Raw genomic sequence first — 15,154 nt, forward strand, 5'->3', positions numbered from 1 at the left:
CTCGAGCGTGACCGATCAGTCCGGAACTGCCGCCGCGATCGAGCGGAGCCAGCCCTCTCTGTCGGTGGCCTCGACTGCCGCGGAGGCGGCACCCGTCGCGTCGACGCCGCAGGCGAACGCGCGTTCGACGTCTTCGGCGGTCCGAACGCCGCCGCCGACGAACACCGACGTCCGGGGACTCTCGTCGGAGACGAACTCGACGAACCGCTCGATCCGCTCGGGGTCGGTCCGAACCATCCCATCGTCCGAGGCGATGTCCGACGGTCGCTCGTACAACAGACAGTCGGGATCGAACGAAAGCGCCGCCCGCGCCGTCTCGCGGTCAGAAACCCAGACGATCGACTCGAGGCCGAGGTCCCGACAACGAGCGATCCGGGGGCCGACGGACTCGAAGCCGACCTCGAGGCCGGGGTGCGTGACGAAGACGGCGGCCGCGCCGGCGTCGGCGACGGCCTCGATCGTCGCGTCCCCCATCCCGGCATCGCTCCGCGGGATGGCAGCCTGAGCGACCACTGGGAGCGAAGTCCGCTCGGCGATCCACCGGAGGTCGGGAAGCTGTGGGGCGACGGCGAATCGAGTGTCGGTCGCCTCGCTCACGCGCTCGATGGTCTCGATGAAGGCCAGGCCGTCATCACCGGCCGTTTCCTCGTAGCTCTTGAAGTTAACCAGAAAGTATGGGGAGAGACGTCTCATCCGTTGGCTACTCCGAGTAGCCTTCCTGGAGGAATGTGCCTTCTGTCTCGAAGATGCACACCAGTTCTTCGACGAACTCCTCGCGTGTCTCGCCGTCCTCCCGGTGGCTGTCGATTCGCTCCGCGAGTTCGTCGCTGATCTCGAGTGTCTGTGACATGGATGACTCTGACGGAGATCCGTCGGTGAAGCTCTCGTCGTCGCCGCTCAAATAGTCTGGGGGCACTCGTCGTCGCTGACCCACCAGCTGGCAGCCCACCGGGTGCTTTTCAGGGCGTACGGCGGTCGACACACGGCTGCTCGAAGCGCTCGGTCGAGCACGCAGCCACCTTACGACCCCAAAAGATAGATTACGTGACCGTCCGTTGCAAGAGCCATGACACGAGCTGTCCACCCCGTGACTGGAGGCTAGCCCGATGGAAATCGACATCCGCTCGCTCGAGACCTACAACGAACTCGCCAGAGACGGTGCCGAGTCCGCAGCCGCGGCGCTCTCGGAGCTGACGGGCATCGAGGCGCGCGTCGAAGTGACCGACGTCTCGTTGCGGTCCCAATCGGACCTGCGCGCTGCGTTCGGCGACCGCGGGTTCGCTGGCGTTAGCGTCTCGCTTGGCGAGCCACTCTCGGGCGAGACGGTTCTGTCGTTCGACGACAGCGGACGCGAGGCCATCACGAACAGCCTCGTTCCGACGGACGATCCCGAACGGGCTCGAAGCGCCATCGTCGAAGTCGGGAACATCATGGTGAACGGCTTCGTCGGCGGCTGGGCCGACCACCTGGACACGAAAGTCGAACTCACGCCGCCGACGTACGTCGAGGGGACAGGCGTCGACGCCTTACCGGAGACGGCGACCGACGGCGACGGCTACGTCCTCGTCTTCCGAAGTCGTGTCCAGACCGTCGGCGACGACGTCGACTTTCGGCTCCTCCTGGTGCCGGAACTCGAGTCCCTCGAGCGGCTGGTCGAGCGTCGCGCCGATAGCGGCATCTCCCTCGAGAAACTCGCGGTGTTCAGCGAGATGACCGAACGCGGAGCCACGCGGGCAGCCGAGAACATCACCACGATGACCGGCCTCGAGGCGGCCGTCGAGGTGAACCGGGTAACGTTTACCTCCATTACGGACATCCCCGTCCACGTCGGTGACGACCAGCGGGTCGGCACCGTCGTCCAGTACTCCGGAACGCCGAGTGGGTATCTCGCCGTCCTCTTTGATCCCGACTCCGCCAGAGCGAGCGTTGCCCCCCTGTTCTCCGGCTCGAGCGAGCGCGACTGGGAGTGGGACGAAATCGAACGCGGTGCACTCGAAGAACTCTGTAACGTCGTCGTCAGCGGCTTCGTCGACGGCTGGGCGAACGTCTTGCAGACGTCGATCAAACACTCCCCGCCGTCGTTCGTCACCGACATGGGCTCTTCGATCGTGAGCCCGATCATCGCCGACGTCGGGCGCGAGGAGAACTACGCGTTCTTGCTCGATTCGACGATCGAGACAGGCGACATAGACTCCGTCGGCTGTCAGCTATTCGCCCTTCCGCGCCCGGCCGAACTCGAGCGGGCACTCGACGAACTGCTCATCGAACGCGCTGAACAGACCAGAGCAGACCCTCGCGACGTCTTCTAATAGCGTCTGCGTTCTCCGCCAGCGGTCTTGACTACCAGTTCACCAGTGGCCGGATCGAACGTCACCATGCGACCGACGTCGCCGCCGATGTCCGTCCCTCTGAGAGGAATGTGGTGATCCTCGAGGATTTCCTGTGCGGCTTCGGCGTTGCGGTCGCCGATCGGCCGGTCGAAGGCGTCGAAGTCGAGCATCTTCGCGCCACCTGCGAGTTTTGCCCACGCACGTCTGGGTTTGCCGCCGGCGGCTTCGAACTCCGTGAGCATCGCCTCGAGGCCCGTATCGGCGTACTTCGCTGGCGGATCGCGGGCCGACCGCGACTCCGCCCGCGGGAGCATGAAGTGTAAGAGACCGCTGACACCCGCACGCTCGTCGTGGAGAGCAACGACGACACAGGAGCCGACACCGCTGGTCCGGAGCGGGCGCTCGTCGGTCGTCAGGGCGTACTCTGCGACGCCGACGGGTATTACCTCGAAGTCGTTTCCCTCCACCTGATCACCTCGAGCGCGACCGATCCGAACTCACCGGAGATACCCGGTCGCGCCCGGTCGTCGTCAACCGGTTTCGACGCTGCAGTCATGAGTGTTGTTGCCGGAAAGACGGTCTCGACGGCCGAACCGTCAGAACGAACAGCTAACAGCCCGTGGAATGGATCGATGGATCCGATAGCGATACGAGACGAGATGCCAGCGCTCGAAAACGGCGTCTACTGCAACTGGGGTGCGGGCGGCCCGAGCCCGCGTCGCGTCGTCGAGGCAGGTGAGGCGGCCCTCGAGCACCACGAGTACGATGCCCCGAGAGGCGACGGGATGTACGCGGCAGCGCTCGAGGGCTTCGAGGAGGCCCGGACGGCCGTCGCCGACCTTCTGGGAGCCGCACCGACCGAGATCGCCCTGACGGAGAGCACGACCGACGGGATCAATCGCGTGGCGAGCGCGCTATCGTGGGACGAGACGGACGTCGTCGTCCGCACCGACCTCGAGCACGCCGCTGGCATCCTGCCCTGGCAGCGTCTCGAGCGCGAGCGTGGAATCGACGTCCGGGTTCTCGAGACGACCGCGGGTCGACTGGATCTCGAGGACGTGAAAGCGGTCGCATCGGAGGCCACGCTGTTCTGTGTGAGTTCGCTCACCTGGAGCCACGGGACCCGACTCCCCATCGCGGACCTCGTCGACGTCGCCCACGACGAGGACGCGCTCGTGTTGGTCGACGCCGTCCAGGAGCCGGGACAGGTACCCGTCGACGTCGAGGAGTGGGGCGCTGATTTCGTCGTCGGTGCCGGTCACAAGTGGCTCTGTGGCCCCTTCGGCTCGGGCTTTCTGTACGTCAGAGAGGGCGTCGAGTCGGGCCTCGCCCCCGCGTCGATCGGCTATCGCAGCGTCCAGGACGCGACTGCAGCCGAGTACGTCTACGCACCCGGTGCCGCACGGTTCGAAGTCGGCACCTCGAGCCCGACGCCCTACGCGGGCCTCCGGGAAGCGATCGAGCTGATCGAGGCCATCGGAGTCGAACGGATCGAGCGTCGGATCGAGTCGCTGACGAACCGGTTCAAGGCCGGAGTGACGGACGAGCGGCTGCTCAGTCCCCGCGAGTTCGAGTCGGGCCTCGTCACCGTCACTGCCGACGATCCCGAGGCGACCGTCGAGCGACTCGCCGAGGACGAAATCGTCGTCCGATCGCTGCCCTACCCCGAGGCGGTCCGCGTCTCGCTACACGCGTTCAACACCGAAGATGACGTCGATGCAGTGCTCGAGGCGCTCGAAGACGAGCCGTCGTCGGGAAACCGCGCTTAAGTGTCCCGCCGGCGAAGACCGACCATGTTCGACCGGATCCTCGTGCCGACCGACGGGAGCGGGCCGGCCAACGCGGCGCTCGAGTACGCCGGCGAGATCGCGGCCCGCGAGGACCTCACCGTCACCGTGTTGCACGTCGTCGATCCCGACGACGACCCACCCGAAGCCAGCGTCGAGGACCTCCTCGAGGAGGGCCGCACGTGGGCTGCCGAGGCGGACGCACCGATCATCGACGCGGTTCGGACCGGGACGCCGCGGGAGGCTATCCTCGAGTTTGCAGCCGATCGTGACGTCGATGCGATCGTCATGGGCTCTCGTGGACGACGCGGGATCGGTCGACTCGTCCTCGGAAGCGTCACGGAGGGCGTCGTCCGCGAGGCCGACGTTCCGGTGCTCGTCGTCCGGGGCAGCGCCGACGTCAGGCGACGCTACCCCGTCGAGACCGTGCTCGTGCCGACCGACGGAAGCGTCCATGCAGACGCCGCCCTCGAGCACGCGCTCGCGATCGGCGACCACCTCGAGGCTGACGTCCACGTGGTGACGTCGGTCGACGTCTCGCCCGCCGAACTCGGTGAGGGAACCGACCTCCGACTCGACCGACTCGAGACACACGCCCAGTCGGTCGTCGACGACGCCACCGACCGCGCCGCCAGTGTCGGCCTCGAGGTCACGACGGCAGTCCGTCACGGCTCGATCGCGCGTACGATCGGGGCGTACGCCGACGAACACGACGTAGACCTGCTCATCATGGGAACTCACGGTCGAAGCGGGATCGATCGACTGCTCCTGGGCAGCGCCACCGAGCGTGTGCTTCGGACGGCCCCGGCACCGGTCCTGACGATCCGGGCTCCAGAGACCGACCAGTAACAGTGTGTCACCCCGCCGGTTGCGGTACTGTCTACGGGAGGCTCATCCCCGGAAGCATCGAACCGGTGTCAGTCGTCTTCGTCGTCGGCTTCTGCGAGCGCCTCGACGAGCGTCTGTCGATCAGGAAAGTACGCCGGCGCGTCGTGGTCGATCTCGAAGTCGACGATCCGCTCGAGCGCTGTCGTTCCATCGTCGACGTCCTCGGAGAGATCCGTCGCGAGGTCGGCGTAGCCGGCCGCCAGTTTCTGGAACGCCTCCATTCGGGCCTGCTTCGCCTCGACGAGCAGCTGTTTCTCCTCGAGGTCGGACTGTAACTCCTCGAGTTCCGCCACGTCGACATCGGCGTCGTTCCCGGCGTCGACACCGGGCGGTTGCTCGGCCGTCGGCGGCCCCTCGGTCGCGGCGGTCCGGCCCTCCTCGAGTCGCTTGCGGATCTCGCCGACGCGTTCGTCGACCTCGGCGAGTAGTTCGTCGGCTTCCTCGCCCATCCGTTCGACCTGGCCGGAGAGGAGGCCGGCCTGGATCCGACAGTACTCGACGAACTCGTCGACCGACAACGTCGGCTCGGTGTCCTCGTCCATGCGACCACGTTCGCACTCCCCCGCGAAGTCACTTTGGACCGTTTCGGCGTCGACCGGCGAAGGATCGCCTGAGAAACGCCGCCCCAGATGGGGTGCTAGCACTGACCACGTCATGCTGCTTTCAGACCCGTTAAGTCGCTCGGGCCACTGACGCTATCACGATGAACCGGGCACCGAGTCGCGCGACGAACCCGTCACTACCCACCACGAGATTATGAGCAAGGAGACCATCGAGGTACGGGGCGCAGAAGAGCACAACCTCAAAGACCTCGACGTGACGATTCCCCGTGAGTCGTTCACCGTCGTCACCGGCCTCTCGGGGTCGGGCAAGTCCTCACTGGCGTTCGAGACCGTCTATGCCGAGGGCCAACGACGGTACATCGAGAGCCTCTCGGCGTACGCCCGGAACTTTCTCGGCCAGATGGACAAACCGCAGGTCGAGACCGTCGAAGGGCTCTCACCGGCAATCTCGATCGACCAGAAAAACGCCGCGAACAACCCCCGCTCGACAGTGGGGACTGTCACCGAACTCCACGATTATCTTCGACTCCTCTATGCCCGCGTCGGAACCCCACACTGTCCCGACTGTGGCCGTGAAGTCGGCGAGCAGTCCGCCCAGAACATGGTCGAGCGCATCCTCGAGTTACCCGAGGGGACGAAAGCCAAACTCGCTGCGCCGGTCGTCCGCGACCAGAAGGGTGCCTTCGAGGATCTCTTCGACGAACTCGTCTCGGCAGGATACTCCCGCGCCGAGGTCGACGGCGAGGAACACGACCTCACCCTCGAGAAACCCGACTTAGACGAGAACTTCGATCACACGATCGACGTGATCGTCGACCGCGTGAAGGTCTCGACCGAATCGCGCCCGCGGATCATCGACAGCGTCGAGACCGCACTCGAAGAGGCGGAGGGCGTCTTAAAACTCATCCTTCCGGACCCGCCCGAAGGGGTTGCCGAAGAACTCGGCGAGGAAGCCCGACGAACCGGTGCCCTCGGTGACGAGCGCGAAGACGACGGCCGGTTCGTCGTCGAGTTCTCGAAGGACCTCGCGTGTACCCACTGTGGGATCGACGTCCCCGAGATCGAAACCCGGAGTTTTTCGTTCAACTCGCCCCATGGCGCCTGCCCGGAGTGTGAAGGACTCGGCGAGACCAAAGAGGTCGACGAGGACCTCGTGATTCAGGACCCCTCGAAGCCACTGAAACACGTCTTCGAGCCCTGGAGCTACAACCGCTCGTACTACCAGACGCGCCTCGACGCCGTCGCGGCGCATTTCGACGTCTCGCTGTCGACGCCCTACGAGGACCTCGACGAACGGATTCAACAGGCGTTTCTCTACGGGACGAACGAGCAGGTGACCTTCGAGCGCAGCACCCGCAACGGCACGCGACGCAAGCGCAAACGCTTCGAGGGAGTCATCCCCAACCTCGATCGGCGGTACCTCGAGACCGACTCGGAGTCGACGCGCGAACACATCGAGGACTACATGTCTGTCACCGAGTGTCCGGCCTGTGACGGGACCCGGCTCAAACCCGCCAGCCGTGCGGTGCTCGTCGACGGCACCTCGATCACCGAGATCAACGCGATGAGCATCGGTGACGCCTTAGCACACTTCGAGTCGCTCGAGGCGAACTTCACCGAACGCGAGCGGGTGATCGCCGAGGAGATTTTAAAGGAGATCCGTGCTCGCCTCGGATTCATGTGCGAGGTCGGCCTCGAGTACCTCACCCTCGACCGCGAGGCGTCGACGCTGTCGGGCGGTGAGAGCCAGCGGATTCGGCTGGCAACCCAGATCGGCTCCGGGCTCGTGGGCGTGCTGTACGTCTTAGACGAGCCCTCGATCGGGCTCCACCAGCGGGACAACGACCGCCTGCTCGATACGCTCTGTGAACTCAGGGATCTGGGCAACACCTTGCTCGTCGTCGAACACGACGAGGAGACGATGCGCCGGGCTGACAACGTCATCGACATGGGTCCCGGTCCCGGCAAGCGCGGGGGCGAGGTCGTCGTCAACGGCCCCGTCGAGGAGGTCAAAGCCTGCGAAGAGTCGATTACCGGCGACTACCTCTCCGGTCGACGCCAGATTCCCGTCCCCGAGGAGCGACGTGATCCCGACGGCGCACTGACGATCCTCGGCGCCCGCCAGCACAACCTCGAGGACGTCGACGTCGACATCCCACTGGGCTGTTTCACGGCCATCACGGGCGTCTCGGGCTCCGGAAAGTCGACGCTCATGCACGAGGTTCTCTACAAGGGACTGGCCCGCGAGATGAACGACAACACGAGCGTCATTCCGGGCGACCACGACAGTCTCGAGGGCCTCGATGCGATCGAGACTGTCCGGTTGATCGATCAGTCGCCGATCGGTCGCACACCGCGGTCGAATCCGGCCACGTACACCAACGTCTTCGACTACATCCGGGAGCTGTTCGCCCAGACCAAACTCGCGAAACAGCGCGGCTACGAGAAGGGACGGTTCTCGTTCAACGTCAAGGGCGGCCGCTGTGAGGAGTGTGGCGGCCAGGGTACCGTCAAGATCGAGATGAACTTCCTTTCGGACGTCTACGTCCCCTGTGAGGAGTGTAACGGCGCTCGCTACAACGACGCCACGCTCGACGTCACCTACAAGGGCAAGACGATCGCCGATGTCCTCGAGATGGAGGTCGACGAAGCCTACGACTTCTTCGAGTCGAACTCCCAGATCCGCCGCCGACTCAAACTGCTGAAAGACGTCGGCCTCGACTACATGACTCTCGGCCAGCCCTCGACGACGCTGTCCGGTGGCGAGGCTCAGCGAATCAAACTCGCCGAAGAACTCGGGAAGAAAGACTCCGGCGAGACGCTTTACCTGCTCGACGAGCCGACGACCGGGCTGCACCACGAAGACGAGCGCAAACTCATCGACGTCCTCCACCGGCTGACCGACGACGGCAACACGGTCGTCGTCATCGAACACGAACTCGACCTCGTGAAAAACGCCGACCACGTCATCGACCTCGGCCCCGAAGGCGGCGAACACGGCGGACAGATCGTCGCCACCGGCACCCCCGAGGAGGTGGCCCGTCTCGAGGACTCCCATACCGGTCAGTACCTGCGGGACCTGTTGCCCGACGTCGACCTCGAGGGGCCACGCGGCGAGCGTGTCGAGCCCGTGACGGCGTCGATGGACGACGACTGATACGGTCGGGCAAAGCCATCGTGAGAATTTTCACGCCCGTCCGGCGAACGCGCTTCAGTGACTTCTGTCCGACAGTATGAGCGACACCCGCCCATGGAGGGGAGGCAGGCTATGCCGACCCGGCCGCTAGGACCGATACCGCCGTCCGCACAGCCGCGGACCGACGGACGACACAATGGCCAAACACGACACACCCGCAACCGCGACCGGCTGTCTGAAGTGTGGTACCGAAATGTCTGACGCTGGCGGCCGTCTCAGCTGCCCGTCCTGTGGCTGGGGCGTCTGCTTCGGCGCAGACTGAGACGAACGAAACTGATCGGTCACAAACGGGCTGTTTTATCGGCGGTCGAGACGCCGCGAGTCGACGATGTCGGTGGTCGTCCATCGAGCCGACGGCGACACCGGAACCCGACGACAGGGCTCAGGTCCCTGAGTGGGAAACGACTCTTACATCCAGGCGACGTACGCCGTCTCATGCCGACCGCGTACGCGGCTCTCGAGGATCGACTGCTGGTCTGTGTCGACACAACGGGATCAGGCTGGGAGACGAGCGTCCGCCTCGAGGGCTACCGCCTCGAGTGCGTCGCCGTCTCACCCGACGCGCCTGAGCGGGCGTTCGTCGGGACGTTCGAAGACGGGCTCTTTCGCTCTTCAGACGCGGGCGACTCGTTCGAACCGCTCGAGACGCCGTTCGTGAGCGAGGCCGTCACCTCGCTCGCGATCAGTCCGCACGACCCCGACGTCCTGTATGCAGGAACGGAGCCGAGTCGCGTCTACCGCAGCGAGGACGCAGGGGATTCCTGGGAACCTCTCGAGGGCATCGTCGACCTGCCCTCGGCGGAGGAGTGGTTCTTCCCGCCGCGGCCACACACTCATCACGTCCGCTGGCTCGAGGTCGATCCGTTCGATCCCGACCGCCTCTACGTGGGGATCGAAGCGGGCGCGTTCGTCTACAGCGACGATGGCGGGGAGACCTGGCAAGAACGGCCGACAGGTTCGCGACGGGACAACCACACCCTCGCCGTCCACCCCGACCGCAGAGGACGGGTCTACACCGCCGCGGGCGACGGCTACGCCGAGAGCGACGACGGCGGCGAGTCATGGCACCATCCCCAGGAGGGGCTCGAGCACACCTACTGCTGGGGGTTGGCCGTCGATCCTGGCGACCCCGATTCAGTCATCGTCTCGAGTGCGAGCGGCGCGCGCTCGGCGCACAGCGCCGACACTGCGTCGTCGTACGTCTACCGGCGATCTACCGCCGGGAGCGAGGACGCTGCCGAGGCGAGCTGGGAGCGACTCGCAGACACCGGCCTCCCGACGGGTGACGGCGTCGTCCGTGCGCTGTTCGATACGACCGACGAGCCGGGCGTCGTCTACGCGGTGAACAACCAGGGCCTGTTCGTGAGCGAGGACTTCGGCGGCCGCTGGGAGTCGCTGGGACTCGAGTGGTCCGAAGAATACGAGGAGCAGACGCCGCGCGGGCTAGCGGTCGTCGACACATAGTCGGAAACCGGCGAGGAAAACCGAGTCGGAAGAGAATGCTCTGTCGAGTGAACCCGACGACGGTTCCGGGCGGGTGGATCGGAACCAGTGACTACTCACAGTCGCCGTCGAACGTCGTGGCCTCGAGAATTGCGTCTGCGAGTGACGTCGTCGTGTAGTATCGCCAGCGGCCGTCTTTCCGTCGTGTAACCAGGTCCACACCGTGAAGCGTGGACAGCGCCTGGCTGATTGCACTCTGTCCGACGTCGAGTGCGTCTTCTATCTCACAGACGCAAATCTCCTCGTCGACAGTTCCGAGAAGAACGAGGACTCGATACCGTGTTTCGCTTCCGAGCGCAGCAAAGCGGGCGACTGCGTCGTCGACTGACTCGTCCTCGAAGCGCGCCGATAGCGTCTCCGCCGTCGCCTCGTCGAGGACGAGTTCGCACCCGTCTCGGTCTGCGTCCTGGTCGCCTTCAGTAGCCATTCACGAGACCGTAAGATGGTCGTCCGAATAAACGTGTCTCGTCGAACGGCAATCGAGCGAGACGAGTGTTGGGCGTGTTGACTCGGCGTCGATACCCCATTGACCCGGGTGGGTGCTTCGAAATCCTTTTAGTCGCGACAGGGGGATAGTAGGGTAACTGATCATGGAAATCGACATCATCTCCGAAGCGGAGAACCCCATGTTGCATCGGACCGACGTGACCTTCGAGCTCACTCACGAGGACGCGACGCCCGAACGGCTCCAGGTTCGAGACAGTCTCGCCGCGAAACTGAACAAGGACGCAGACGAGGTCGTCGTCCGCAAACTCGACACCAAGTTCGGGATGCGAAAGACCGTCGGTCAGGCGAAAGTCTACGAAACCGCCGACCACGCTCGCGACGTCGAGCAGGACCACATGCTCGAGCGAAACAAGATCGGTGCCGCCGAAGACGGCGAGGCCGAAGCCGAAGCGGAGGAGGCCTAGATGGCGCGCTACGAACTCTACGACGAAGACGGCAGCACGGACCGCGAACAGTGTCCCCGCTGTGGCGACACCTTCCTCGCCGACCACGGCGACCGCACCCACTGTGGCAAGTGCGGCTACACCGAGTGGGAATAGCGAGACGCCGAGCGGAGCGGGGAATAACGTCACGGACGGGCACGTCGTGTCCGTGATCGGCTGACGTCCCTCTCCAGTTGCGCATCGAGTTTCTACCGGTGACCATCACACGTGAGTTCTACCACCCGAATACTCGGCATCGAAGGCACCGCCTGGGCGGCCAGCGCCGCGGTGTACGACGCCGAAACGGACGACGTCTTCATCGAGAGCGACGCCTACCAGCCCGACAGCGGTGGCATTCATCCGCGCGAGGCCGCCGAACACATGCACGACGCGATCCCGCAGGTGGTCGAGACGGCCCTCGAGCACGCTCGAGCGACCCACGACGGGCCAGCCGACGAACCGCCGGTGGACGCGGTCGCCTTCTCTCGAGGGCCGGGACTCGGCCCCTGTCTGCGGATCGTCGGGACCGCCGCCCGTGCGTTGAGTCAGTCGCTCTCGGTGGCGCTCGTCGGCGTCAATCACATGGTCGCCCACCTCGAGATCGGCCGGCACAGCGCCGACTTTACCGATCCTGTCTGTCTGAACGCCAGTGGCGCGAACGCCCACCTGCTGGCCTACCGCAACGGCCGCTATCGCGTGCTAGGCGAGACGATGGACACCGGGGTCGGCAACGCCATCGACAAGTTCACCCGCTACGTCGGCTGGACCCACCCCGGCGGGCCGAAGGTCGAACAGGCGGCGACCGAGGGCGAGTACGTCGACCTACCCTACGTCGTCAAAGGGATGGACTTCTCGTTTTCGGGGATCATGAGCGCCGCCAAACAGGCCTACGACGACGGGACGCCAGTCGAGGACGTTTGTTACTCCCTCCAGGAGAACGTCTTCGGAATGCTGACCGAGGTCTCCGAACGGGCGCTGTCGCTGACCGGCAGCGACGAACTCGTCCTCGGCGGTGGCGTCGGCCAGAACGCACGCCTTCGGGAGATGCTCGAGGAGATGTGCGACCAGCGTGGGGCAGCCTTCTGCGCCCCCGAACCCCGCTTTCTGCGCGATAACGCCGGGATGATCGCCGTCCTCGGCGCGAAGATGTACGACGCAGGCGAGACGCTCGCCCTCGAGGAGTCCCACGTCGACCCCAACTTCCGGCCCGACCAGGTGCCGGTGACCTGGCGCACGAGACGCGAGGCGTCTCGAGACGGCGAGCGGGGAGCGAAGCGACCTGCGAGCGAAGAGGCGTTTGAACCGGCGGGCGGAAGCGAAGACGACGGGCCGGTCCAGGGGGCCGAAGCTATCGTCGACTTGGCGACCGAAGCCAATCGCGTGCGGAAACGCCGCCGCGAGAAGAGCTATCGCCACCCCGAACTCGACGCCCGCCTCCGGCGCGAGCGGACGACACTCGAGGCCCGACTGACGAGCCTGGCCCGACGCGAAGGCGTTCCGACGCCCGTCCTGTCGGACGTCGATCTCCTGGAAGCTCGACTCGAGTTCGAGTACGTCGGCGACTCCGACCTTCGGGACGGACTCACCCCGGCTGCCGTGGGGGACGTCGGCCGCCACCTCGCACGAGTACACCGTGCCGGCTTCGTCCACGGCGATCCGACGACGCGAAACGTGCGGGTCACGCGGGGGCGAGATAACGGCCGAACTTACCTCATCGACTTTGGGCTCGGCTACCACACTGACCACGTCGAAGACTACGCGATGGACCTGCACGTCTTCGATCAGAGTCTCGTCGGGACGGCCGACGACCCCGAACCCCTTCGTGGAGCGGTCCGCGAGGGGTACCGCGAGGTAGGCGAAGAGCGGGTGCTCGAGCGCCTCCGTGAGATCGAACGTCGAGGCCGCTATCTCGGCGACGGCTGATCAGTCGTCGTCAGTCGTCGTATCGATTCCGAGCAGGTAGTTCCCGCCACAAAAGCACGTCGTGGCGTTCTGGAGGAGCCCTACTCCGGCGACGGCTGCGATTGCGGCGCGTCCAGGGTTGTCGTCTCGGTAGGCCGCGGCCGCAACGACGACCAGCCAGATCCCGAGGACGCCGCGAACGATGCGATCGAGTCCGCCAACGTTCCGCTCCATGCATGAGCATTCGGCACGCGATGAAGTAGTCCTGTCGCCGCCTCACGACGACCGAACGAGCCGACGAGCGAGGTCGCAACTCTCGGTGGACGAGAGGAGCACACAATACTCTTATCAGGGGAGGACGTATCACCGATCATGGCAGATAAGCCGACCTCTGGTGAGATTCTCGGCGTACCGTACAACTTCGAGCGACCGAGCCTGAGCCGAATGCTTTCGTCGTACTGGCAACCCGGCGAAGGGATGCTCGTCGAGAAACCGTTCGGCGTCGGGTACAGCCTGAATCTCGCAAACTGGCGGTCGTGGGTCGTCGTCCTCGTCGCCGGGGCGTTGCTCTGGCAGCAAGAACAGAGCAAGTCCGCCGCCGACGAGGACCGCGAAGACGAACCCGTCGAAGTGATCGTCGACGACGAGTAGACGCCGTTTGCAGAATCGTTTCTCAGTAGTGGCCGCACTCGGAGCGACTGGTGTGACCCTCCCCGAACGATCGAGGTGTGCCCTGCTCTGGGCAATCAGTCGAGGTGTGCACTGCTCCGGCGACCCGTCCAGACGAGACGCGTCGTCGAGCCGACGACCGATCCAGTCGTTCGATAGACTCGTCGACCGCTTGCTGTGTCGACTCGACGAACGGGAACAGAGACTCGATCACTGCAGGTGCGGATGCAGTCGCACGCATCATCCGTGAGATAAACCTAGACTGTCTTCTGAATTGAATTTTGGCTTTGTGAATTATTGATTTCTGGCCGTGAAATCTGCCGCAGTACGGTGGCTGAATACGCCTGCGTGACGAGAAGTGTACAAGGGTTGAAAATTCGATGGTGTTTTCGAGATACGAAAACGGAACAGACGTTATCGAGCGATGGGATCGCGTGTTCGAGGCCGTCGCCGCCGAACCGCGTCGACAGCTCATCGTGTCGCTTCTCGATCGGGAACCGGATCAGTCCGTTCGGCTCCCCGAGAGCGCAGTAAACCCGAACGTTCCTATCGCTCCAGAGCGCCTCGAGCGGGAACTCAAACACTGTCATCTACCGTTGTTGGCCGACGGCGGATACATCGAGTGGGAGTCAGACCCGTTCGTCGCCTCGCGCGGTTCGCGCTTCGAGGAGGTAGCCGTGGTCTTCGAGACGCTCCACAGCTTCGCGGCCGACGTTCCTGACCAGCTGGTGCTTGGCTGCCAGCGGCTCGAGCGGGAACGACAGTTCGGGTAACCGACCGCCTCAGCGACCAACCGACGGCTATATTCGCGCGGAGTGCGCCGGCTCGCACATGCTCATTCGGTTCGTCACCGGCAACGAGGGGAAAGCCCGCGAAGCTCGATCGTACCTCGAGGGAATCACGGCCGTTAATCAGGTCGAGTACGACTACACCGAGATCCAGAGCGATTCGCTCGAAGAGATCGCCACCCACGGCGCACGCGAGGCCTACGAGGCGCTGGGTGACACCGAACCGGTGCTGGTCGACGACGCGGGGCTGTTCGTCGACGCGCTCGAGGGCTTTCCGGGGCCGTACTCGGCGTACGTCGAGGACACGGTCGGCGTCGAACGCCTCTGGAAGCTGGTCGAAGACGAGGAGAACAAACGCGCACACTTCCGGACGGTGCTCGCCTACGCCGACGCCGAACGCACCGAGACGTTCGAGGGGGCGGTTGCGGGGACGCTCGTCGCCCCACGCGGCGAGGGCGGGTTCGGCTACGACCCCATCTTCGAGTACAACGGCCAGACGATGGCCGAGATGAGTACCGAGGAGAAAAACGCCATCTCTCACCGCGGCCGCGCCCTGGCGACGTTCGCCGAGTGGTACGCAGACCAACACTAATCCGCGA

Annotated in this window: 17 protein-coding genes; 11 read left to right on the forward strand and 6 right to left on the reverse strand. The window is 64.9% G+C overall.

Features of this window, described 5'->3' with window-relative positions:
• Window positions 1–15: 15 nt before the first annotated feature.
• Together AArc1_RS04600 and AArc1_RS18925 are read right to left on the reverse strand one after the other, a co-directional pair.
• Window positions 16–693 carry a triose-phosphate isomerase gene (locus tag AArc1_RS04600; protein WP_117363264.1) on the reverse strand — a complete coding sequence of 226 codons (678 nt, stop codon included), beginning with the start codon at window positions 691–693 and terminating at the stop codon, window positions 16–18.
• Window positions 694–700: 7 nt separating this feature from the next.
• Window positions 701–850 (reverse strand): DUF7557 family protein, encoded by a 150-nt coding sequence (locus tag AArc1_RS18925; RefSeq protein ID WP_186336648.1) that lies wholly within the window; start codon window positions 848–850, stop codon window positions 701–703.
• Between the two features lie 256 nt (window positions 851–1,106).
• Between AArc1_RS18925 and AArc1_RS04605 the strand changes: the two genes are divergently transcribed.
• Window positions 1,107–2,309 carry a chemotaxis protein CheC gene (locus AArc1_RS04605; RefSeq protein WP_117363265.1) on the forward strand — a complete coding sequence of 401 codons (1,203 nt, stop codon included), beginning with the start codon at window positions 1,107–1,109 and terminating at the stop codon, window positions 2,307–2,309.
• Here the strand turns inward: AArc1_RS04605 and AArc1_RS04610 are convergent.
• Window positions 2,306–2,797 (reverse strand): chemotaxis protein CheD, encoded by a 492-nt coding sequence (locus AArc1_RS04610; protein WP_117363266.1) that lies wholly within the window; start codon window positions 2,795–2,797, stop codon window positions 2,306–2,308. The two genes, AArc1_RS04605 and AArc1_RS04610, sit on opposite strands and share 4 nt — an antisense overlap.
• Window positions 2,798–2,962: 165 nt before the next feature.
• On the opposite strand from AArc1_RS04610, the gene AArc1_RS04615 reads away from it, so the two are divergent.
• Together AArc1_RS04615 and AArc1_RS04620 are read left to right on the forward strand one after the other, a co-directional pair.
• Complete coding sequence (locus AArc1_RS04615) at window positions 2,963–4,099, forward strand: aminotransferase class V-fold PLP-dependent enzyme (RefSeq protein ID WP_117363267.1); 1,137 nt, start codon at window positions 2,963–2,965, stop codon at window positions 4,097–4,099.
• A 24-nt stretch (window positions 4,100–4,123) separates the two neighbouring features.
• Entirely contained in the window at window positions 4,124–4,966 is an 843-nt protein-coding gene (locus tag AArc1_RS04620) for a universal stress protein (RefSeq protein WP_117363268.1), read from the forward strand.
• 68 nt (window positions 4,967–5,034) lie between these two features.
• On the opposite strand, the gene AArc1_RS04625 is transcribed toward AArc1_RS04620, so the two are convergent.
• Complete coding sequence (locus AArc1_RS04625) at window positions 5,035–5,547, reverse strand: hypothetical protein (protein ID WP_117363269.1); 513 nt, start codon at window positions 5,545–5,547, stop codon at window positions 5,035–5,037.
• A 214-nt stretch (window positions 5,548–5,761) separates the two neighbouring features.
• On the opposite strand from AArc1_RS04625, the gene uvrA reads away from it, so the two are divergent.
• Window positions 5,762–8,725 (forward strand): excinuclease ABC subunit UvrA, encoded by a 2,964-nt coding sequence (gene uvrA / locus AArc1_RS04630; RefSeq protein ID WP_117363270.1) that lies wholly within the window; start codon window positions 5,762–5,764, stop codon window positions 8,723–8,725.
• Window positions 8,726–9,199: 474 nt separating this feature from the next.
• Window positions 9,200–10,228, forward strand: a complete 1,029-nt coding sequence (locus AArc1_RS04635) for a WD40/YVTN/BNR-like repeat-containing protein (RefSeq protein WP_117363271.1) — start codon at window positions 9,200–9,202, stop codon at window positions 10,226–10,228.
• A gap of 91 nt (window positions 10,229–10,319) precedes the next feature.
• Here AArc1_RS04635 and AArc1_RS04640 read toward each other — a convergent pair whose 3' ends face one another.
• Complete coding sequence (locus AArc1_RS04640) at window positions 10,320–10,694, reverse strand: ArsR/SmtB family transcription factor (RefSeq protein WP_117363272.1); 375 nt, start codon at window positions 10,692–10,694, stop codon at window positions 10,320–10,322.
• Between the two features lie 163 nt (window positions 10,695–10,857).
• Between AArc1_RS04640 and AArc1_RS04645 the strand changes: the two genes are divergently transcribed.
• The 3 genes from AArc1_RS04645 to AArc1_RS04655 all read left to right on the forward strand — a co-directional run bounded on the left by AArc1_RS04645 (window position 10,858) and on the right by AArc1_RS04655 (window position 13,119).
• Window positions 10,858–11,178: a 30S ribosomal protein S24e gene (locus AArc1_RS04645; protein ID WP_117363273.1), complete on the forward strand. Its 321-nt coding sequence runs from the start codon at window positions 10,858–10,860 to the stop codon at window positions 11,176–11,178.
• Complete coding sequence (locus AArc1_RS04650) at window positions 11,179–11,313, forward strand: 30S ribosomal protein S27ae (RefSeq protein WP_117363274.1); 135 nt, start codon at window positions 11,179–11,181, stop codon at window positions 11,311–11,313.
• Window positions 11,314–11,424: 111 nt separating this feature from the next.
• Complete coding sequence (locus AArc1_RS04655; protein WP_117363275.1) at window positions 11,425–13,119, forward strand: bifunctional N(6)-L-threonylcarbamoyladenine synthase/serine/threonine protein kinase; 1,695 nt, start codon at window positions 11,425–11,427, stop codon at window positions 13,117–13,119.
• Here the strand turns inward: AArc1_RS04655 and AArc1_RS04660 are convergent, their stop codons facing one another.
• A complete protein-coding gene (locus AArc1_RS04660; RefSeq protein ID WP_117363276.1) occupies window positions 13,120–13,332 on the reverse strand; it encodes a YgaP family membrane protein in 213 nt (70 codons plus the stop codon).
• A gap of 138 nt (window positions 13,333–13,470) precedes the next feature.
• Between AArc1_RS04660 and AArc1_RS04665 the strand changes: the two genes are divergently transcribed.
• From AArc1_RS04665 to AArc1_RS04675, 3 genes are all read left to right on the forward strand, one after another.
• Entirely contained in the window at window positions 13,471–13,749 is a 279-nt protein-coding gene (locus tag AArc1_RS04665) for a DUF5808 domain-containing protein (protein WP_117363277.1), read from the forward strand.
• 398 nt (window positions 13,750–14,147) lie between these two features.
• Window positions 14,148–14,540: a hypothetical protein gene (locus tag AArc1_RS04670; protein ID WP_117363278.1), complete on the forward strand. Its 393-nt coding sequence runs from the start codon at window positions 14,148–14,150 to the stop codon at window positions 14,538–14,540.
• 58 nt (window positions 14,541–14,598) lie between these two features.
• Window positions 14,599–15,147, forward strand: coding sequence for an XTP/dITP diphosphatase (locus AArc1_RS04675; RefSeq protein WP_117363279.1), 549 nt, complete (start codon window positions 14,599–14,601; stop codon window positions 15,145–15,147).
• Window positions 15,148–15,154: the final 7 nt, after the last annotated feature.

The organism is Natrarchaeobaculum sulfurireducens, assembly GCF_003430825.1.
Taxonomy (GTDB): domain Archaea; phylum Halobacteriota; class Halobacteria; order Halobacteriales; family Natrialbaceae; genus Natrarchaeobaculum; species Natrarchaeobaculum sulfurireducens.